Annotated in this window: 18 protein-coding genes; 7 read left to right on the top strand and 11 right to left on the bottom strand. The window is 70.8% G+C overall.

Features of this window, described 5'->3' with window-relative positions; all coding sequences use genetic code 11:
• Nucleotides 1-250 precede the first annotated feature (250 nt).
• From AB5J50_RS44410 to AB5J50_RS44380, 7 genes are all read right to left on the bottom strand, one after another.
• On the bottom strand, nt 251-1,030 hold the full coding sequence (locus AB5J50_RS44410; RefSeq protein WP_327433668.1) for an ABC transporter ATP-binding protein: 780 nt from the start codon (nt 1,028-1,030) through the stop codon (nt 251-253).
• The gene (locus tag AB5J50_RS44405; protein ID WP_369264248.1) at nt 1,023-1,952 is read right to left on the bottom strand and encodes an ABC transporter permease; all 930 of its coding nucleotides are present in this window, start codon (nt 1,950-1,952) and stop codon (nt 1,023-1,025) included. Before AB5J50_RS44405 ends, AB5J50_RS44410 begins: the two co-directional genes overlap by 8 nt.
• Before the next feature lie 100 nt (nt 1,953-2,052).
• Nucleotides 2,053-2,937 carry a glycosyltransferase family 2 protein gene (locus AB5J50_RS44400; RefSeq protein WP_369264247.1) on the bottom strand — a complete coding sequence of 295 codons (885 nt, stop codon included), beginning with the start codon at nt 2,935-2,937 and terminating at the stop codon, nt 2,053-2,055.
• Nucleotides 2,934-3,713, bottom strand: coding sequence for a CDP-alcohol phosphatidyltransferase family protein (locus AB5J50_RS44395; protein ID WP_369264246.1), 780 nt, complete (start codon nt 3,711-3,713; stop codon nt 2,934-2,936). The genes AB5J50_RS44400 and AB5J50_RS44395 overlap by 4 nt, the downstream gene beginning before the upstream one ends.
• Complete coding sequence (locus tag AB5J50_RS44390; RefSeq protein ID WP_327433664.1) at nt 3,691-4,752, bottom strand: iron-containing alcohol dehydrogenase family protein; 1,062 nt, start codon at nt 4,750-4,752, stop codon at nt 3,691-3,693. Before AB5J50_RS44390 ends, AB5J50_RS44395 begins: the two co-directional genes overlap by 23 nt.
• Nucleotides 4,740-5,492, bottom strand: coding sequence for a sugar phosphate nucleotidyltransferase (locus AB5J50_RS44385; RefSeq protein ID WP_369264245.1), 753 nt, complete (start codon nt 5,490-5,492; stop codon nt 4,740-4,742). Before AB5J50_RS44385 ends, AB5J50_RS44390 begins: the two co-directional genes overlap by 13 nt.
• Nucleotides 5,489-7,285 (bottom strand): DUF5941 domain-containing protein, encoded by a 1,797-nt coding sequence (locus tag AB5J50_RS44380; protein ID WP_369265681.1) that lies wholly within the window; start codon nt 7,283-7,285, stop codon nt 5,489-5,491. Before AB5J50_RS44380 ends, AB5J50_RS44385 begins: the two co-directional genes overlap by 4 nt.
• Before the next feature lie 322 nt (nt 7,286-7,607).
• On the opposite strand from AB5J50_RS44380, the gene galE reads away from it, so the two are divergent.
• The 4 genes from galE to idi all read left to right on the top strand — a co-directional run bounded on the left by galE (nt 7,608) and on the right by idi (nt 11,114).
• The gene (gene galE / locus AB5J50_RS44375; RefSeq protein ID WP_369264244.1) at nt 7,608-8,585 is read left to right on the top strand and encodes a UDP-glucose 4-epimerase GalE; all 978 of its coding nucleotides are present in this window, start codon (nt 7,608-7,610) and stop codon (nt 8,583-8,585) included.
• Nucleotides 8,586-8,722: 137 nt separating this feature from the next.
• Complete coding sequence (locus AB5J50_RS44370; RefSeq protein ID WP_369264243.1) at nt 8,723-9,661, top strand: cation diffusion facilitator family transporter; 939 nt, start codon at nt 8,723-8,725, stop codon at nt 9,659-9,661.
• Between the two features lie 205 nt (nt 9,662-9,866).
• A complete protein-coding gene (locus AB5J50_RS44365) occupies nt 9,867-10,397 on the top strand; it encodes a GNAT family N-acetyltransferase (RefSeq protein WP_369264242.1) in 531 nt (176 codons plus the stop codon).
• A gap of 123 nt (nt 10,398-10,520) precedes the next feature.
• A complete protein-coding gene (idi, locus tag AB5J50_RS44360) occupies nt 10,521-11,114 on the top strand; it encodes an isopentenyl-diphosphate Delta-isomerase (RefSeq protein WP_369264241.1) in 594 nt (197 codons plus the stop codon).
• Between the two features lie 8 nt (nt 11,115-11,122).
• Here the strand turns inward: idi and AB5J50_RS44355 are convergent, their stop codons facing one another.
• Nucleotides 11,123-11,629, bottom strand: coding sequence for an ATP-binding protein (locus tag AB5J50_RS44355; protein ID WP_369265680.1), 507 nt, complete (start codon nt 11,627-11,629; stop codon nt 11,123-11,125).
• A gap of 290 nt (nt 11,630-11,919) precedes the next feature.
• Between AB5J50_RS44355 and AB5J50_RS44350 the strand changes: the two genes are divergently transcribed.
• Nucleotides 11,920-12,669, top strand: coding sequence for an enoyl-CoA hydratase/isomerase family protein (locus AB5J50_RS44350; RefSeq protein ID WP_369264240.1), 750 nt, complete (start codon nt 11,920-11,922; stop codon nt 12,667-12,669).
• Here AB5J50_RS44350 and AB5J50_RS44345 read toward each other — a convergent pair.
• A complete protein-coding gene (locus AB5J50_RS44345; RefSeq protein WP_369264239.1) occupies nt 12,656-13,291 on the bottom strand; it encodes a DJ-1/PfpI family protein in 636 nt (211 codons plus the stop codon). The genes AB5J50_RS44350 and AB5J50_RS44345 overlap by 14 nt on opposite strands.
• A 42-nt stretch (nt 13,292-13,333) precedes the next feature.
• Nucleotides 13,334-14,311, bottom strand: a complete 978-nt coding sequence (locus AB5J50_RS44340) for a GlxA family transcriptional regulator (protein ID WP_369264238.1) — start codon at nt 14,309-14,311, stop codon at nt 13,334-13,336.
• A 113-nt stretch (nt 14,312-14,424) separates the two neighbouring features.
• On the opposite strand from AB5J50_RS44340, the gene AB5J50_RS44335 reads away from it, so the two are divergent.
• Nucleotides 14,425-15,291, top strand: a complete 867-nt coding sequence (locus tag AB5J50_RS44335) for a hypothetical protein (RefSeq protein ID WP_369264237.1) — start codon at nt 14,425-14,427, stop codon at nt 15,289-15,291.
• An 88-nt stretch (nt 15,292-15,379) separates the two neighbouring features.
• On the top strand, nt 15,380-17,800 hold the full coding sequence (locus tag AB5J50_RS44330) for a Tex family protein (RefSeq protein WP_369264236.1): 2,421 nt from the start codon (nt 15,380-15,382) through the stop codon (nt 17,798-17,800).
• Between the two features lie 151 nt (nt 17,801-17,951).
• Here the strand turns inward: AB5J50_RS44330 and AB5J50_RS44325 are convergent, their stop codons facing one another.
• Nucleotides 17,952-19,595, bottom strand: a complete 1,644-nt coding sequence (locus AB5J50_RS44325) for an ABC-F family ATP-binding cassette domain-containing protein (RefSeq protein ID WP_369264235.1) — start codon at nt 19,593-19,595, stop codon at nt 17,952-17,954.
• Nucleotides 19,596-19,599 lie beyond the last annotated feature (4 nt).

Here is a 19,599-nt window from a genome sequence, read left to right as displayed (position 1 = left end):
TTTCGGACACGCCGCCCGGAGGTCCGCGCGGCGCGCGGTGCCGGGTGTCGCGCATTATCGCCCTACTTGCCGCGAATCAGCACCGGTACAGCTTACGTTGTACAACGCGGCACGCTCCGTCGGGGTGTCCTGCACATCACAACAACACACCGATTGGTGTCAAGATTCCTAAGGCCGGGCGGAGTTGGCGTTTCCTTTGCAGACGCAGGGCCCCGCCGAAGAGTTCCGGCGGGGCCCTGGTCGAAATGGGCTACTTGCCCGTGAACTTCTCGTATTCCTTGAGGACCTCTTCGGTCGGGCCGTCCATGCGCAGCTCACCGCGCTCCAGCCAGAGCACGCGGTCGCAGGTGTCGCGGATCGACTTGTTGTTGTGACTGACCAGAAACACCGTGCCCGCGCTCTTGCGCAGCTCACGGATGCGGGCCTCGGAGCGCTTCTGGAAGGAGCGGTCGCCGGTGGCGAGGGCCTCGTCGATCATCAGGACGTCGTGGTCCTTGGCGGCCGCGATGGAGAAGCGGAGGCGGGCCGCCATGCCGGACGAGTAGGTGCGCATCGGGAGGGTGATGAAGTCGCCCTTCTCGTTGATGCCGGAGAAGTCGACGATCTCCTGGTAGCGCTCCTTGATCTGCTCGCGGGTCATACCCATGGCGAGCCCGCCCAATATGACGTTCCGCTCGCCCGTCAGATCGTTCATCAGGGCCGCGTTCACGCCGAGCAGCGAGGGCTGGCCGTCGGTGAAGACCTTGCCCTTCTCTGCGGGGAGCAGGCCGGCGATGGCACGCAGGAGCGTGGACTTGCCGGAGCCGTTCGAGCCGATCAGGCCGATGGCCTCGCCGCGGTACGCGGTGAAGGAGACGCCCCGGACGGCGTGCACCTTGCGTACGCCGGGCGACTCGCCGCGCTTGATGATGCGGCTGAGGGCTGCGGTCGCGCTGCCCTTGCCGGTCTTGGCGCCGTTGACGCGGTAGACGATGTGCAGCTCGTCCGCGATGACGGTGGGGATGTGGGAGTCGGTCCTCTGCTCAGCCACGGCCGTACCTCTCCTCTGCCTTCCAGAAGTACACGAACCCGCCGACGGAGACGACCACGGCCCAGAAGAGGGCGATGGCCCACACATGCGGAGGCAGGTGGGAGGAGCCGTAGCCGTCGATGAGGGCGTAGCGCATCAGGTCCATGTAGACGGCGGCCGGGTTCGCCTGCAGTGCGCGGGCGATCCACTCCGGGCGGCCGGCGAGCATGGTGCTGATGGAGAACATGACGCCGGACGCGTACATCCAGGTCCGCAGGATGAACGGCATCAGCTGGGCGAGGTCCGGGGTCTTGGCGCCCATCCGGGCCACGATCAGCGCGAGTCCCACGTTGAAGAGGAACTGCAGCACGAGCACCGGCACGATCAGCAGCCAGGACGCGCTCGGGTAGCTGCCGAAACCGATCGCCACGATGAACAGCACGATCATCGAGAAGAGCAGCTGCTGGAGCTGCTGGAGCGCGAAGGAGATGGGCAGCGAGGCGCGCGGGAAGTGCAGCGCGCGCACCAGCCCCAGGTTCCCGGAGATCGCGCGGACGCCCGCCATGATCGAGCTCTGCGTGAAGGTGAAGACGAAGACACCCGTCACCAGGAACGGGATGTACACGTCGTGCGACATACCGCGGTTGGCCTTCAGGATCAGGCCGAAGATCAGGTAGTAGACGCCCGCGTTGAGCAGCGGGGTCGCCACCTGCCACAGCTGGCCCAGCTTGGCCTGGCTGTACTGGGCGGTGAGCTTCGCCTGCGAGAAGGCGAGGATGAAGTGCCGCCGCCCCCACAGCTGACGAACGTATTCGGCGAGTCCGGGCCGGGCGCCGCTGACCGCGAGCCCGTACTTGGTGGCCAGGTCGGCCGCGGAGAGCCCGTCATCGGGCGACGGTCGGTCGCTCACCGCGACTCCGCCGTCATGCGTTGTCTCACTCACAAGTGGAAACTTTCGTCTTCAAGATGCGCACAGCCGGGACGGGCGTAGGCATGAGCCGGGGACCGGGGTACGGCCACGAATGCTCTCAGAAACGAGCTTGTCAGATCACAGGAGGTCGGCCCAGTCGAGTCAGCCGCCACACCGTACGCCACTTCATGGGACGCCGGGGCCCGCACGGTGTGGTCCAGCCCTCCTTGAAGCCGCCGAACCAGGCCTTGAGTGCCGGTCCCGAGGGGCGGCGCAGCAGCGTCAGGAGCATCCAGACGCCGAGGTAGACCGGAACGAGCGGCGCGGGAAGGTTTCGGCGCGCGAGCCAGACGCGGTTGCGGGCGACCATGCGGTGGTAGACCGCGTGCCGCGAGGGCGCGGTGGTCGGGTGGCACAGCACCATGTCGGACCGGTAGTCGATCATCCAGCCCGCGTCGAGGGCCCGCCACGCGAGGTCGGTTTCCTCATGGGCGTAGAAGAACTCGTCCGGGAGCCCGCCGATCTCGGCGAAGACCTTCGTACGGACGGCGTTGGCGCCGCCGAGGAAGGTGGTGACCCGCGAGGAGCGCATCGGGTCGGAGGCGCGCAGCCGCGGGACGTGACGGCGCTGGGTCTCGCCCGTCTCCGGGTCGGCGATGCGGAAGCTGATGATGCCGAGCTTCGGGTCGGCCGCGAAGGCCCGGCGGCACAGCTCGGCGGTGTCGAAGGTGGCGAGGAGGCCGTCGTCGTCCAGGAAGAGAAGGACGTCCACGTCGGTGCCGCCGGGGCCGAAGGCCTCGATGCCGACGTTGCGGCCGCCGGGTATGCCGAGGTTCTCGGGCAGCTCGACGGTACGCACTCCGGCGGGGACGTCCGGGACGGGCGAGCCGTTGCCGACCACGACCACCTCGACGCGGTCGCCGTCCTGCTTGGCGACGGAGTCGAGCAGGGCCCGGAGTTCCTCGGGTCGGTTGCCCATGGTGATGATCACCGCGCCGACCTTCATCGCGGCGCTCACTTCAGCCTGCTGGAGGCGAGGATGGACACGAGGTGCAGCACGGTCTGGAGAAGCGCGATGCCGGCCAGCACGGCGACGCCGAGCCGGGAGAAGAACAGGTCGCCGTGCACCTGGTCCAGGATCGCCAGGACCAGGATCAGCAGGGACGCCTCGATCCCGAGCACCAGCCGGTGGAACTTCAGCGCCGCGGCGGCCTTGCGGGCCAGCGCCATGCCGGACGAGCGCGGCTCGGACGCCGACTCCTTGACGGGCGGCAGCCCGCCCTGGTGGCGGGCGACGCCGACAAGGTCGGTCTCGGCCTTGATCAGGATCGCGCCGAGGGCGGCCAGGGTGCCGAGGAAGGCCCAGAGCCAGTCGATCCGCCCGGAGCCCCACAGATCGGAGGCGCGCAGGCCGAAGCCGACGAGCACGGCGGCGTCGGTGAGATACGCGCCGACCCGGTCCAGGTAGACCCCGCCGAGCGAGAACTGCTGCTTCCAGCGCGCGATCTCGCCGTCGACGCAGTCGAGCAGCAGGTAGAGCTGGACCATCAGCACGCCGAGCACGGCGCCCGCGATCCCCGGCACCAGCAGGGCCGGGGCCGCGAGAACGCCGCAGACGGTCATCAGGTAGGTCAGCTGGTTGGGCGTGACCCGTGTGTTCACCAGGTACCGGTCCACCCGCAGCGAGATCTCTCGCATGTACAGGCGTCCCGCCCAGTGCTCACCGCTGCGCCGGTCCTTCACCCCTGGGGGGTGAACGACGGGGCGGAGTTCAGCTACCGATGGCCTTGGCATAGTCGGTGTAGATGTCCTTGATCTGGTTGGTTTTCAGGTCGAGGTGTTCGAGGATCGTGTAGCGGCCGGGCCGGGTCTGCGGAGCGAACTCCACGACCTGCACGAACTCGTCCACGGTGAAGCCGATCTCCTCCGGCAGCACCGGCAGCCCGTGCCGGTGCAGCACCTCGGCCATGTACGCCGACTCCTCGTGCGCCCCACGCAGATACATCGCGAAGGCCGCGCCCAGACCACACTGCTCGCCGTGGCTCGCCGCGCGCTTGGGGAAGAGGAGGTCGAAGGCGTGGTTGATCTCGTGGCAGGCGCCGGACGAGGGTCGTGAGTCACCGGACACCGACATGGCGATCCCGCTGAGGACCAGCGCCTCGGCGAGTACCTGGAGGAAGCCGTTGTCACCGATGCCGCCCGGGTGCCGCAGCACGGCCTCACCGGCCTGGCGGGCCATCGCGGCGGCGAGACCGTCGATCTTCTCGCCGTTGACGCGGTTCGCCAGCTCCCAGTCCGCGATCGCGGAGATGTTGGAGACGGCGTCGCCGATGCCGGCGCGCACGAACCGTACGGGGGCCTCGCGGATCACATCGAGGTCGATGACGACCGCGATGGGGTTCGGCACACCGTACGAGCCGCGGCCCGCGTCGTTGTCGAGGGTCGCGACGGGCGAGCACAGGCCGTCGTGCGCGAGGTTCGTGGGCACGGCGACCAGCGGGAGGCCGACGCGTGCCGCGGCGAACTTCGCACAGTCGATGATCTTGCCGCCGCCCAGGCCTACGACCGCGTCGTAATGCCCGGCCTTTATGGCACCGGCCAGCCGGATCGCGTCGTCGAGGGTGCCGCCGCCGACCTCGTACCAGGTGGCGCCCGGCAGGGCCGGGGCGATCCGCTCGCGCAGTTTGGCGCCGGAGCCGCCGCTCACCGCGACGGCGAGCTTGCCCGAATGCGAGATCCGCTGGTCGGAGAGCACACTCGCCAGGTCGTCCAGGGCACCCGGACGGATGTCGACGACGACCGGCGAGGGGATGAGCCTCGTCAGTACCGGCACGCGATCTCACGCCCCTTGGCCAGGTCGTCGTGGTTGTCGATCTCGACCCACTTGACGTCACCGATCGGCGCGACATCGATCTGGAAGCCGCGGTTGACGAGCTCCTGGTAGCCGTGCTCGTAGAACTGCTGCGGGTCCGTCTCCCACACCGTCTTCAGGGCGTCGGCCAGGTCGGCGGCGGCGGCGCCCTCGATGAGGGTGACGCCGATGTACTCACCGGTGGCCTCGGACGGCTCCATCAGCTTGGTGATCTTCTGGACGCCCTTGGCGGGGTCCACGACGACCTTCATCTCCTCGTCGGCGAGCTTCTTCACCGTGTCGAGGGCGAGGATGATCTTCTTGCCGTCGCCGCGGGCGGCGAGGAGCGTCTTCTCGACGGAGACCGGGTGCACGGTGTCGCCGTTGGCGAGGATCACGCCGTCCTTGAGGGCGTCACGGCCGCACCACAGGGAGTAGGCGTTGTTCCACTCCTCGGCCTTGTCGTTGTCGATGAGGGTGATCTTGAGGCCGTACTTCTCCTCAAGGGCCGCCTTGCGGTCGTACACGGCTTCCTTGCGGTAACCCACGATGATGCCGACCTCGGTCAGGCCGATCTCGGCGAAGTTGCCGAGCGTCAGGTCCAGGACCGTCGGTTCGCCCTCTATGCCCGCGGGCCCCACCGGCACGAGAGCCTTGGGGAGGCTGTCGGTGTAGGGACGCAGACGCCGTCCGGCGCCGGCCGCCAGCACGAGGCCGATCATGCGGGTTCTCCTTCATCGTGTACGGCGGGCGCCCCGGAGGACACCCAGAAGCGGATGCTCTCGACGAGCACCAGCAGCGCCACGGCCACGGCGAGCGCCGTGAGCGCGACCTTGAACTGTTCGGCGGTGAGCAGCGCGGCCAGGACGGTGACCAGCAGCGTCCTGCCTTCGTGCCCGCCGATCGCCCGCACCAGCCAGTGCGGGGGGGCTCCGGCGTTGCCGCGGATGCGGTACACCGTGTCGTAGTGATGGTAGGCGACGGCGGCCACCAGGCCGAAAGCCGCAGGAAGCGCCCCGTTCACGTCGGCGTTGGCCGCCAGTACCAGAACGGTGAGGTATTCGGCCGCGCGGAAGAACGGCGGGACCAGCCAGTCGAGGGCGCCCTTGAGGGGGCGGACGACGGCCAGCGGCGACAGCAGTACATAGAACACGGCGCCCAGCACGGGCCACCAGCTGCCGTAAGGGGCGAGCCAGGCCGCGAGGACGACGACGGCGCCGCCGGCCAGCGCGGTGACGGCCGGTGCCCGCAGGGGCACGCGGCGTGCGAAGCGGGTGAGCAGCTCGGCGAGCGGTCCGCTGTCCGTGAGGTCGGCCAGCGCCTGCGCCGCGCGGTCCGTGCGTCGCGCCTTGCGGGTCAGCGAGCGCAGTACGCGGCCCGCCGTGGTGTACGTCGCCGCGAAGGCGCAGCCGATGAGCAGCGCGTAGAAGGTGATGCGCGGGGTGGTCAGCGCCGTGAGGACGGCGATCATGGCCCAGCGTTCGCCGATGGGCAGGACTATCATCCGGCGCACCCAGACCGTCCAGCCGACGCTGTCGAGCTTGTCCGAGAGGGCCGCGGTGGGGCTGGTGTTGGCGGTGGCGTCGTGGTTCGCCTCGTTGAAGGAGAAGTCGACGACGTGCCGGCAGGTCTGAAGGATCATCGCGCCGAGCGCGAGCGCCCATACGTCGTCGCCGCCACGGGCCGCGCCGAGCGCGAGGCCCGCGTAGTAGGCGTACTCCTTGGCGCGGTCGAAGGTCGCGTCCAGCCAGGCGCCGAGCGTCGAGTACTGCAGGGAGTAGCGGGCCAGCTGGCCGTCCGTGCAGTCCAGGACGAAGGAGAACATGAGCAGCAGGCCGGCCACGACGAACCCGGCGCGGGTGCCGGTGGCGGCGCAGCCCGCGGCGATCAGCGCGGTGATCAGTGAGGCGGTGGTGACCTGGTTCGGGGTCAGGCCGCGGCGGGCGCACCAGCGGGCGATGTAGCGCGAGTACGGGCTGATGCAGTAGGTGGTGAAGAAGCCGTCGCGGGCCTTCACGGCGCTGCGCAGTCGTACGGCCTCGTCGTCCACGGCCGAGACGGCCTGCCGGGCCTCGTTGCGCTCCTGCGGGTCGGCGGGTACGGCGGCGACCAGCGTGCCGAGCTCGGGGCGGTACACGGCGACGCCGTCCGCGTCGAGCGCCGCGGTGAGGCGTTCGGCGAGGTGGTCCGTGGCGACGGCGAGGCCGCCGGGGGCGGAGCTCTCGCGGGCCACGGCCCGGGTCAGGGCCTTGCGGGCCTCGGGCTGCACCGATATGGCTCCGGGCAGCGCGGAGGCCGCGAACCGGGGATCCGTGAGGCCGAGGCGCAGCGCGTGCGGGTGCCCCACGAAGCGGGCGTCGACGACGGCGACCCGCTGGTCCAGGGGGACGGCGGCAAGGAGCGTCTCGGCGTCTCCGGCGTCGGCGGCGAGCCGCACGTCGAAGCCGAGCGACCGCAGATCGCCCTCAAGCGACGATCCGGGAACCGGCTGGCCGGTGAGGATGGCGGTCGACAGCGAACTCACTCCCTGGGTGCCGACGCGTCCGCGCCGGGCAAGTGCGTGGTGGGATGGCCCCGCGCCAGGCGACAGGGCCTGTCCGGGCGGCATGTCGGCAGAGGTTATCGGATGGACGGCAGCGGGCGTTCACCACCCGTTCATGGCCCGATCCACCCGGTTTTGCATGGCCTCCGCCGAGATCATCATCAGGGATCCGGGGCCCGCGCCACAAACCGTGCCCTCAGACCGGCGCATTCTCGGCATCGCGCACGGCACCCGGCGCCCCGCCCGGAGCGGGACAGGACGGACACCGCGCGGGACCGGCATAGGGTGGGCGTCCATGACATGGCTGATCACAGGCGGAGCCGGATACATCGGGGCCCACGTGGCGCGGGCGATGGCGGAGGCCGGGGAGCGCGTCGTCGCCCTCGACGACCTTTCGTCAGGGGTGCCGAACCGGCTTCCGGAGAGCATTCCCCTGGTGCAGGGCTCGTCACTGGACGGGGATCTGCTGAAGCGGGTCTTCGCGGAGCACGCGGTGACGGGTGTGGTGCACCTCGCCGCACGCAAGCAGGTCGGCGAGTCCGTGGCCCAGCCGACGCGCTACTACCAGGAGAACGTGGGCGGGCTCGCGACGCTCCTGGAGGCGGCCGCCGGGGCGGGCGTCAAGCGGTTCGTCTTCTCCTCGTCGGCGGCCGTCTACGGCAACCCCGATGTGGACCTCATCACGGAGGACACCCCCTGCGCCCCGATGAGCCCGTACGGCGAGACGAAGCTCGCCGGGGAGTGGCTGGTACGGGCGGCGGGCCGGGCGCACGGCATCGCGACCGTGTGCCTGCGCTACTTCAACGTGGCGGGCGCGGCCGCGCCCGAGCTCGCCGACACCGGGGTGTTCAACGTGATCCCGATGGTCTTCGACCGCCTCACGCGCGACGAGGCCCCGCGGATCTTCGGCGACGACTATCCGACGCCGGACGGCACCTGCGTCCGTGACTACATCCACGTCGCCGACCTCGCCGAGGCGCATCTGGCGGCGGCCCGGCGGCTGGCCGACGGCGCGACGGGCGATCTGACGGTGAACATCGGCCGCGGCGAAGGCGTTTCGGTCCGCGAACTCATCACCCTCATCGGCGAGGCCAGCGGGGACACCCGGGAGCCGCTCGTCGAACCGCGCCGCCCCGGCGACGCCCCGCGCGCGGTCGCCTCGGCCGAGCTGGCCGCGCGGGAGCTCGGCTGGAGCGCGCGGCGCGGGGTGCGCGAGATGGTCGGGTCGGCGTGGGAGGGCTGGCAGCTGCACCGCCCCCGGACGCAGGATTAACGATCTTTCCCATGCCCTGACCTGCGGATCGTTTCCGCAGGTCAGGGCACATGACAACGGTGTTCAGTGCCGCGTTGCCCGATACCCCCCGCCCGTAGTTCACTGTGAGCCCGAGCAGAGCACAGGAGGCGGCTTCCATGGGGGCTGGGCACGACCACGGGCATGCGCACGGCGCTCCCGCCACGGGTACGGCGACAGCGGCGTACCGCGGGAGGCTGCGCGTCGCGCTGTCGATCACGCTCACCGTGATGGTGGTCGAGATCGTCGGCGGTCTCGTCGCCGATTCGCTCGCGCTCATCGCCGACGCGGCACACATGGCGACGGACGCGCTGGGCCTGGGCATGGCGCTGCTGGCCATCCACTTCGCGAGCCGCCCGCCGAGCGAGACCCGCACGTTCGGGTACGCGCGGGCCGAGATCCTCGCCGCGCTCGCCAACTGCCTGCTGCTGCTCGTCGTCGGCGGGTACGTCATGTACGAGGCGATCCAGCGCTTCGTGACGCCCGCCGACACCGACGGCGCTCAGGCCATCGTGTTCGGTCTGATCGGCCTGGTCGCGAACACGATCTCGCTCACGCTGCTCATGCGCGGCCAGAAGGAAAGCCTGAACGTGCGCGGCGCCTTCCTGGAGGTGGTGGCGGACGCGCTGGGTTCGGTGGCGGTCATCATCGCCGCGGCGGTGATCATGACCACGGGCTGGCAGGCCGCCGACCCGATCGCCTCGATCCTGATCAGCCTGATGATCGTCCCGCGCACCTGGAAGCTGCTCCAGGAGACGCTCAACGTGCTCCTGGAGGCCGCCCCCAAGAACGTCGACATGGCGGAGGTGCGCGCCCACATCCTGGCGCTGCCGGGCGTCGAGGACATCCACGACCTGCACGCCTGGACCATCACATCCGGCATGCCCGTGCTCTCCGTGCATGTGGTCGTCAGCTCCGACGTCCTGAACGCGATCGGCCACGAGAAGATGCTCCACGAACTCCAGGGCTGCCTCGGCGTGCACTTCGACGTCGAGCACTGCACGTTCCAGCTGGAGCCCAGCGGGCACGCGGAGCACGAGGCGAAGCTGTGCCACTGACGCGCAGGCGGGGAGCCGCCTGAATTCGGGGGCGGGACGGCCGCTCATTTTGCTAACGTGGCCGGCGATTGGAGGAGGTGGGTTGATGACGGTCGCTTTCGGCGCTGCCGCGCGCAGCGACACAGTCGTCCCCGTTTCCCGGGCCCGAGGCTGACCCGCAGCTCATCCGTGCGTCGGCCGGGCCCCTCACCCAAGGGTTTCCACGTTGACCGACAACGCTGAACACATCACTGCCTGGCGCACCCGCCGGGAAACCTCCGCCGATCGCGCCGAGGTGTACGCCGTGACCGCCGCCGCCTTCCAGAGGGCGGAGGAAGCCGATCTGGTCGACGCTCTGCGCGCCGATCCCGGGGCATGGTTCCCGGACCTGTCGTACGTCGCCGAGGCGCCGGACGGCACGATCGCGGCGTACGCGCTGATCACCCGCTGCCATGTCGACGGCGCCCCCGCCGCCGCGCTGGCCCCCGTCGCCGTACGACCGGACCAGCAGCGCCGGGGCGCGGGATCGGCCGTCGTACGCGCGGTGCTGGAGGCGGCACGCGCGCGTGGGGAGCGGCTGGTCCTCGTACTCGGACATCCCGGGTACTACCCGAGGTTCGGATTCCGGCCCGCTTCGGAGTACGGCATCCGGCCCGGATTCGACGTGCCGTCCGAACATTTGATGGCCCTTGTCCTGAGCGATTCCCTGTCCGTGGCACCGGGCACGATCAGGTATCCGGCCGCTTTCGGCGTCTGACGCACGTCGGCCGTACGTCCCGCTCCGGGGTTCCGGGGCGGGACATGCGGGAGTCGCGAAGTGCCGGGAGTGCCGGTTTCGTACGGCAGACTTGGGGCTCGAAGACCGATGCGAAGGATGGGTATGCCGATCACACCTGCCACCGCGACGCACAGTTCGTCGAACGGCACCGTTGAAGCGATCTTGCTGGAGCTGGTCGACGAGGACGGCAATACGATCGGCACGGCGGAGAAGCTCGCCGCGCACCAGGCGCCGGGGCAGCTGCACAGAGCGTTCTCGGTGTTCCTCTTCGACGAGCGCGGGCGGCTGCTGCTCCAGCAGCGCGCCCTCGGCAAGTACCACTCCCCCGGGGTCTGGTCGAACACCTGCTGCGGCCACCCCTACCCGGGCGAGGCACCCTTCGCGGCGGCGGCCCGGCGGACGTACGAGGAGCTCGGGGTCTCCCCGTCGCTGCTCGCCGAGGCGGGCACGGTCCGCTACAACCACCCGGACCCGGACTCGGGTCTGGTGGAGCAGGAGTACAACCACCTCTTCGTCGGGATGGTGCAGTCGCAGCTCGGCCCCGACCCGGAGGAGGTCGGCTCGACGGCCTTCGTGACCGCCGCCGAGCTGACGGAGCGGCATGAGAAGGACACCTTCTCGTCGTGGTTCATGACCGTGCTGGACGCGGCCCGCCCCGCGATCAGGGAGCTGACGGGCCCGTCCGCGGGCTGGTAGCGCGTCCGCTACACCACGCTCGGAGTGAGCGGCAGGGCTGCCCAGATCACCTTGCCGCCGCTCGCCGTGTGCTCGACGTCGCACACTCCGCCCGACTCCCTGGTGACCTCCCGCACCAGCAGCAGGCCCCGGCCGCCGGTCTGCCCGTGGTCGGCCTCCAGGGCGGTCGGGCGGTAGGGGTGGTTGTCCTCCACGGAGACGCGCACCCACTCGGCACCGACGGCGACCTCCACGGCGAGCATCGGGGACAGCAGCGCCGCGTGCCGGACCGCGTTCGTGACCAGTTCGGAGACGATCAGCAGGAGTCCCTGGACGAGGTCGTCCGAGACGGGCACCCCCTGGCGGGCGAGCAGATCACGGACGGCGTGCCGCGCCTGCGGCACCGAAGCGTCGATGGCGGGAGCGGTGAACCGCCACACCCCCTCGTACGGCAGCGGGCCCGGCGGTCTCCGGTCGGGAGCCATCTCCCCGCCGCCGCCAGGGCTCGGGTCGGACCCCCGCCCGAGGTTCTCCATCGTCCGGTCGCCACCCTTGCGCTCGATTGTCACCACACGTCGAGTGTTGACAATGCGCTGGTCCGGACCGGATGACTGAACAGAAGTCAGCTGGTATCGACGCCTTCTGACCGTCGGCGTATGACACGGTCAGTTGTGGGACTGCTCCTGTCCCTATTGGGCCTGCTTCGCGAACTATTCGGGTTGTACGGGTTTGGCACCGGGCTCGCCCGATTCGTTCCCCGCGGTCTCGTCGTCCGCCTGCCCCCTTCTTGATCGTTCGTTCGGCGGGTGCGGATAGCATCCGGCCTATGGAGCCTCAGCTGCTGCACAGCACCGGCGACGGGGTCGCCACCGTCGTCATCCACCACCCGGCCAAGCGCAACGCCATGACGGCCGGCATGTGGCGGGCGCTGCCACCGCTGCTCGACACGCTGGCCGCCGACCCCGCCGTGCGCGCGCTCGTACTCAGGGGCGAGGGCGACACCTTCTGCGCGGGGGCCGACATCTCGACGCTGCGGGGCTCCCCGGACGAGGCGCAAAGCCTCGCCGTGCTCGCCGAGGAGGCGCTCGCCGCGTTCCCGAAACCGACGCTGGCCGCGATTCGCGGGTACTGCGTGGGCGGCGGGTCGCAGCTCGCTGCGGCCTGCGATCTGCGGTTCGCCGAGGAAGGGGCGCTGTTCGGGGTGACTCCGGCGAACCTCGGGATCGTCTATTCGGCCTCCTCCACACGACGGCTGGTGTCTCTGGTGGGGCCGGGCGCCGCCAAGTACCTCTTGTTCTCGGGCGAGTTGATCGACGCGGAGCGTGCGCTGCGCACCGGTCTGGTGGACGAGGTACTGCCCGGGGGCGAACTCGACAAGCGTGTCGTGGAGTTCACTCGCGTACTGATCACGCGCTCCCTGCTGACCCAGGCGGCGGCCAAGGAGTTCGCGAACGGGCGCACGGACCGGGACGCTTACTGGGCTGAGCGGGCGCGGGGCAGCGGCGACACCGCCGAGGGGGTCGCCGCCTTCCTGGAGCGCCGGCAGCCGCGCTTCACCTGGACTACGTCAGGATGAAGCGGCTCTTCGCGCGGAACTCTTCGACGAGGTGCGCGGGCGCCTTCTGCGGGGATCCGGCGTCGTAGGGCGGCTGCGGGTCGTACTCGGTCAGCAGCTGTACGGCCTGGGCGTGTTCGTCGCCCGCGATCCGGCCGAGCAGGGTGAGCCCCATGTCGATCCCGGACGACACACCGGCCGCCGTCACATACTTGCCGTCGAACACGACCCGCTCCCCCGTCGGCTCGGCGCCGAACTGCTTGAGGATGTCGAGCGCCAGCCAGTGGGAGGTGGCGCGGCGGCCCTCCAGAAGCCCCGCGGCGGCCAGCAGCAGCGAGCCGGTGCACACGGAGGTCGTCCAGGTGCTCGTGGCGTCGGCGGCGCGCAGCCAGTCCAGCAGGACCTCGTTCTCCATCTGCGGGGTCTGGCCCGGGCCTCCCGGGACCAGGACGATATCGGGGTTCGGCACCTCCGCCAGCGTCTTGTCGGCGGTGATCGCCAGATAGCCGGTGTCCGCGCGTACCGGGCCGGTGTGCTCGGCGACGAAGACGGTCTCCGCGTCGGGCAGTCGGCCGAGGGTCTCGTAGGGGCCCACGGCGTCCAGGGCGGTGAAGCGGTCGAAAAGGACGATGGCGATCTGCATCGGGGTTCCTTTCAGGGGATCAGCGGGTGGGATTCCAGCGGGTCAGCGGGTGGGTTCGCGGCGGATCGGGCCCAGGGGCGCCGGGCGGAAACGGCGCCGGTACTCGGCCGGTGCCGAGCCGAGCGTCCTGACGAAGGCACGGCGCATCGCCTCGGGCGTGCCGTAGCCGCACGCGCGGGAGATCTCCTCGATGCCGTCGGCGGTGTCCTCCAGGAGGCGCCGGGCGTGTTCGAGGCGGACGCGATCGACGTAGCGGCCGGGCGGCATGCCGGTCTCGGTCTGGAAGGCGCGGGCGAAGTGGCGGGGCGAGAGGCGGGCGCGGGCGGCGAGCGACTCGACGCTCAGGTCGCCGCCGGGGTGCTCGGTGATCCACTGCTGGACTTCGCGCAGGGGTTCGCGCTGCGCGGTCTGGGCGGCCAGCTGGGCGCTGAACTGCGCCTGGTTGCCGGGGCGTCGCAGGAAGACGACCAGGTAGCGGGCGATCAGGAGGGCGGTCTCGCGGCCCAGGTCCTCCTCGACCAGCGCGAGGGCCAGGTCGATTCCGGAGGTGACACCCGCCGAGGTCGAGACCTGGCCGTCCCGGACGTAGATGGGGTCCGGGTCGACCTCGACGGCCGGGTGGTCGCGGGCGAGCTTGTCGCAGTAGGCCCAGTGGGTCGTGGCGCGGTGGCCGTCCAGGAGGCCCGCCTCGGCGAGCAGGAGGGCGCCGGTGCACACGGAGACCAGGCGTTCGGCGCGCGGGCCGTGCTCACGCAGCCAGTCGGTCAGGCGAGGATCGGGGCGCCGGGTGCCCTGCCCGCCGGGCACGAGCAGGGTGTGCGGATCGGGTACGTCGGCGAGCGCGTGGTCCGGGACGACCGTGAGGCCGCTGGAGGTGCGCACCGGCGCGCCGTCCGGGGAGGCGGTGCGGATGCGGTACGAGCCGGCATGGCGGGCCTCGGCGCCCGCGAAGACCTCGAGGGGACCTGTCACGTCGAGGCTCTGCACCTCGTCGAAGAGGACGATCAGGACGGTTCGCATGTCCTCGATTCTTCGTGGGCCCGGTGATGGCCGCAACGCCGAATACCCCACCTTTCCTGCCATCCCAGGCACTGCCATTCCCGCCGTACCGACCAGTCGGTAATGTGCCGGGCATGACCACTCCACTGCCGGAGCGCGCCGGGCGGCGCTGCCACAACGTCCTCAATCCGCTGCACTCGACGCACTACTTCTCGCCCGATCTGGGGCGGGAGCTGGCCTCGGTCGGGGTCGAGGACAGCAGGGCCGCGTACTTCGCGGTGCGGGCCGCGGCCATGGGAGCGGTGGGCCCGGGCACGGTGACGGCGACGTTCTACAACTTCCGCCACGAACTGGTGGCCAAGCACCTGCCCGAGGTGTGGCGGACGGCTTCCCCGGAGACCGTGCTCGCGGCACGCGCGCGTGCCGTCGACGCGACTCTGCGGCGGCTGCTCGGCGAGGACGTCATCGCCTCCAAGGAGGTGGCGGAGGCGGCGGAGCTCGCCCTGCGGGCGGCCGAGGCCTGCGGCAGGACCGCGCGCCCGCTGTATGCCGCCCACGCCGACCTCCCCGTGCCCGACGCGCCGCACCTCGCGCTCTGGCACGCGGCCACCCTGCTGCGTGAGCACCGCGGCGACGGTCACCTCGCGGTGCTGCTGGACGCGGAACTCGACCCGGTGGAGGCCCTGGTGAGCCACACCGCGACCGGCAAGGGCATGGCCCCGAAGTGGGCCCTGGGCACGCGCGGCTGGTCCCGGGCGGACTGGGAGGCGGCGGCCGGACGGCTGCGGGAGCGTGGACTGCTCGACGCCGAGGGCGAGTTGACAGAGGCAGGTGTGGCCCTGCGCAACGAGATCGAGGCGCGGACGGACCGGCTGGACCGCGCCCCGTACGAGCATCTGGGCGCCGCGGGTGTCGAACGCCTCACCGAACTGGCCAGGGGCGTCCTCATGACGGCGCTCGCGGCCGGCGCCTTCCCCGAGGGCATGACCGGCAAGGGCTGACACCGCCGAGCGGTGCCCTGATCCCCCGTTGTCGGTGCCACCTGCCACAATTGCCGCGCAACCTCAGTGGAGAAGGCGGTACGGGATCGTGACGACACCCCTCGTAGGGTCCATCGAAGGCAGGATCGCCGAGGAACTCGGCGTACGGGAACGGCAGGTCAAGGCCGCCGTCGACTTGCTCGACGGCGGTTCGACGGTGCCCTTCATCGCCCGCTACCGCAAGGAAGCGACCGAGATGCTCGACGATGCGCAGCTGCGCACCCTCGAGGAGCGGCTGCGCTATCTGCGGGAACTGGAGGAGCGGCGCGCCGCGATCCTCGACTCGGTGCGCGAGCAGGGCAAGCTCACCGCGGAGGTCGAGGCGCAGATCAGGGGCGCCGAGACGAAGGCGCGTCTTGAGGACATCTATCTGCCGTTCAAGCCGAAGCGGCGCACGAAGGCGCAGATCGCGCGCGAGGCGGGCCTGGAGCCGCTGGCCGAGGGCCTGCTCGGCGACCCGACGGTCGACCCGCTCGCCGCGGCGCTGGCCTTCGTCGACGCCGACAAGGGAGTGGCCGATCCGCAGGCCGCGCTGGACGGCGCCCGGTCGATCCTCACCGAGCGGTTCTCGGAGGACGCCGACCTGATCGGCGAGCTGCGCGAGCGCATGTGGGTGCGGGGGCGGCTGGCCGCCAAGGTGAAGGACGGCAAGGAAGAGGCGGGCGCCAAGTTCGCCGACTACTTCGACTTCGCCGAGCCCTTCAAGGCGCTGCCCTCGCACCGCATCCTCGCGATGCTGCGCGGCGAGAAGGAGGACGTCCTCGACCTCGTCCTGGAGCCCGAGGAGCCCTCCGAGCAGCCCGGCCCTTCCTCGTACGAGGGGATCGTCGCCCACCGCTTCCAGATCGCCGACCGAGGCCGCCCGGCCGACAAGTGGCTCACGGACACGGTCCGCTGGGCCTGGCGGACCCGCATTCTCGTGCACCTCGGCATCGACCTGCGGCTGCGGCTGCGGACGGCCGCCGAGGACGAGGCGGTCAACGTCTTCGCGGCGAATCTGCGGGACCTGCTGCTCGCCGCCCCGGCGGGCACGCGCGCGACGCTGGGCCTCGACCCCGGGTTCCGTACGGGTGTGAAGGTCGCCGTGGTCGACGCCACCGGCAAGGTCGTCGCGACGGACGTCATCCACCCGCACGTCCCGGCGAACAAGTGGGACGAGGCCATCGCCAAGCTCGCGCGGCTCGCCAAGGAGCACGCGGTCGAGCTGGTCGCTATCGGCAACGGCACGGCGTCCCGCGAGACCGACAAGCTCGCCGGTGAACTCATCACCAAGCACCCGGAGTTGAACCTCACCAAGGTGATGGTGTCCGAGGCGGGGGCGTCGGTGTACTCGGCGTCCGCGTTCGCCTCGCAGGAGCTGCCCGACATGGACGTGTCGCTGCGCGGCGCCGTGTCCATCGCGCGCCGGCTCCAGGACCCGCTGGCCGAGCTGGTGAAGATCGACCCGAAGTCCATCGGTGTCGGGCAGTACCAGCACGACCTGTCCGAGGTGAAGCTGTCCCGGTCGCTGGACGCCGTGGTCGAGGACTGTGTGAACGGCGTGGGCGTGGACGTCAACACGGCCTCCGCCCCGCTGCTCGCCCGCGTCTCCGGCATCACCTCCGGTCTCGCGGAGAACATCGTGGCGCACCGCGACGCCAACGGTCCGTTCACGTCCCGTACCGCCCTCAAGGGCGTGGCCCGGCTCGGCCCGAAGGCGTACGAGCAGTGCGCGGGCTTCCTGCGGATCCGGGGCGGGGACGATCCGCTGGACGCGTCCAGCGTGCACCCCGAGGCGTACCCCGTGGTGCGGCGCATGGTGAAGACGGCGGGGAGCGAGGTCGCGTCCCTGATCGGCAACACCGGTGTGCTGCGCTCGCTGAAGCCGAACGACTTCGTCGACGAGACGTTCGGTCTGCCGACGGTCACGGACATTCTGAAGGAGCTGGAGAAGCCCGGGCGCGACCCGCGGCCCGCGTTCAAGACGGCCACCTTCAAGGAGGGCGTGGAGAAGATCTCCGACCTGGCCTCCGGGATGGTGCTGGAGGGTGTCGTCACGAATGTGGCCGCGTTCGGGGCGTTCGTGGACATCGGTGTCCACCAGGACGGGCTCGTGCATGTCTCCGCGATGTCCAAGACCTTCGTCAAGGACCCGCGGGATGTCGTGAAGCCGGGCGACATCGTCAAGGTGAAGGTGCTGGACATCGACATTCCGCGCAAGCGGGTCTCGCTGACGCTGCGGCTGGACGATGAGGCCGCGGCTCCGGCTCAGGAAGGCGGGGGGCGGCCTCAGCGTGGGGGGCGGCCGCCGCAGCAGCGGGGACAGCGGCAGGGCCAAGGGCAGGGACAGCGGCAGGGCCAGGGGCAAGGGCAGGGACGTGGCGGCGCCGGTGGCGGGTCGCGTCAGGCTGCGCCGCCGCCCGCCAACAGCGCGATGGCGGATGCGTTGCGCAAGGCCGGGCTGGTCGACCCCAAACGGGGCCGGCGCTGACGTTCTGGCGTCCGGTGCCGGGACCCTGGTGACAGGGTGCCCGGCACCGGGGCTGGGCCAGGGGTGGGTGCGCTTACCGGCGCTCGCAGGGTGCCGCTTTCTTTGGGATGCGTGCCGCCCCTAGCGGCACGCATGCCCATAGCGAGGGCGGTTACGGCAGTTCCGTCACCTTGCCGTCCGCTACCTCCAGGCGGCGGGTCGTCCGTACCGCGTCCAGCATGCGGCGGTCGTGGGTGACGAGGAGCAGCGTGCCCTCGTACGAGTCGAGGGCCGATTCCAGTTGCTCGATCGCCGGGAGGTCGAGGTGGTTGGTCGGCTCGTCGAGGACGAGAAGGTTGACGCCTCGGCCCTGGAGGAGGGCCAGGGCCGATCGGGTGCGCTCGCCCGGGGAGAGGGTGGCCGCCGGGCGCAGGACGTGGTCCGCCTTCAGGCCGAACTTGGCCAGCAGCGTGCGTACTTCGGCGGGCTCCGTGTCCGGGACCGCCGCGCAGAACGCGTCCAGCAGAGACTCCGGGCCGTGGAAGAGCCGGCGGGCCTGGTCGACCTCGCCGACGACCACACCCGAGCCGAGGGTGGCGTGCCCGGCGTCCAGGGGAACGCGCCCGAGCAGCGTGCCCAGCAGGGTCGACTTGCCCGCGCCGTTCGCGCCGGTGACCGCGACCCGGTCCGCCCAGTCGATCTGCAGTGTCGCCGGGCCAAAGGTGTACTCGCCGCGCCGCACCTCCGCGTCCCGCAACGTGGCGACGACCGCACCGGAGCGCGGGGCAGCCGCGATCTCCATGCGCAGCTCCCACTCCTTGCGCGGCTCGTCGACGGTGTCGAGGCGCTCGATCATGCGCTGGGTCTGCCGGGCCTTCGCGGCCTGCTTCTCGCTGGCCTCGCTGCGGAACTTGCGGCCGATCTTGTCGTTGTCGTTGTTCGCCTTGCGCCGGGCGTTCTTGACGCCCTTGTCCATCCAGGAGCGCTGCATCTGGGCGCGGCCTTCGAGCGCGGACCGCTTGTCGGCGTACTCCTCGTAGTCCTCGCGGGCGTGCCGGCGCGCGGTGTCGCGTTCCTCCAGGTATGCCTCGTATCCGCCGCCGTACAGCGTGATCTGCTGCTGTGCGAGGTCGAGTTCGAGCACCTTCGTCACCGTGCGGGTCAGGAACTCGCGGTCGTGGCTGACGACGACGGTCCCGGCGCGCAGGCCGGACACGAAACGCTCCAGGCGCTCCAGGCCGTCCAGGTCCAGATCGTTCGTGGGCTCGTCGAGCAGGAAGACGTCGTAGCGGGAGAGGAGGAGGGAAGCGAGTCCGGCGCGAGCCGCCTGGCCGCCGGACAGGGAGGTCATCGGCTGGTCCAGGTCGACGGCGAGTCCCAGGGAGTCGGTGACCTCCTCGGCGCGCTCGTCGAGGTCGGCGCCGCCGAGGTCGAGCCAGCGCTCCAGGCTGGTCGCGTACGCGTCGTCCGCGCCCGGCGCCCCGTCGACGAGCGCCTGTGTCGCCTCGTCCATCACCCGCTGGGCCTCGGCGACGCCCGTGCGGCGCGCCAGAAACTCCCGTACGGTCTCGCCCTCCCGCCGCTCCGGCTCCTGCGGCAGATGCCCGACGGTCGCGGACGGCGGGGAGAGCCGCAGCTCCCCCTGCTCCGGCGTGAGGAGGCCGGCGAGGAGCCGCAGCAGCGTGGACTTGCCCGCGCCGTTGGCACCGACGAGCCCGATCACATCGCCGGGTGCGACGACGAGGTCGAGCCCGGAGAAGAGCGAGCGGTCGCCGTGTCCGGCGGCGAGATTCTTGGCGACGAGAGTGGCAGTCATCAGG

This window comes from Streptomyces sp. R35, assembly GCF_041053035.1.
GTDB lineage: Bacteria > Actinomycetota > Actinomycetes > Streptomycetales > Streptomycetaceae > Streptomyces > Streptomyces lutosisoli.
This window is presented reverse-complemented; position numbering and strand designations above follow the sequence as displayed.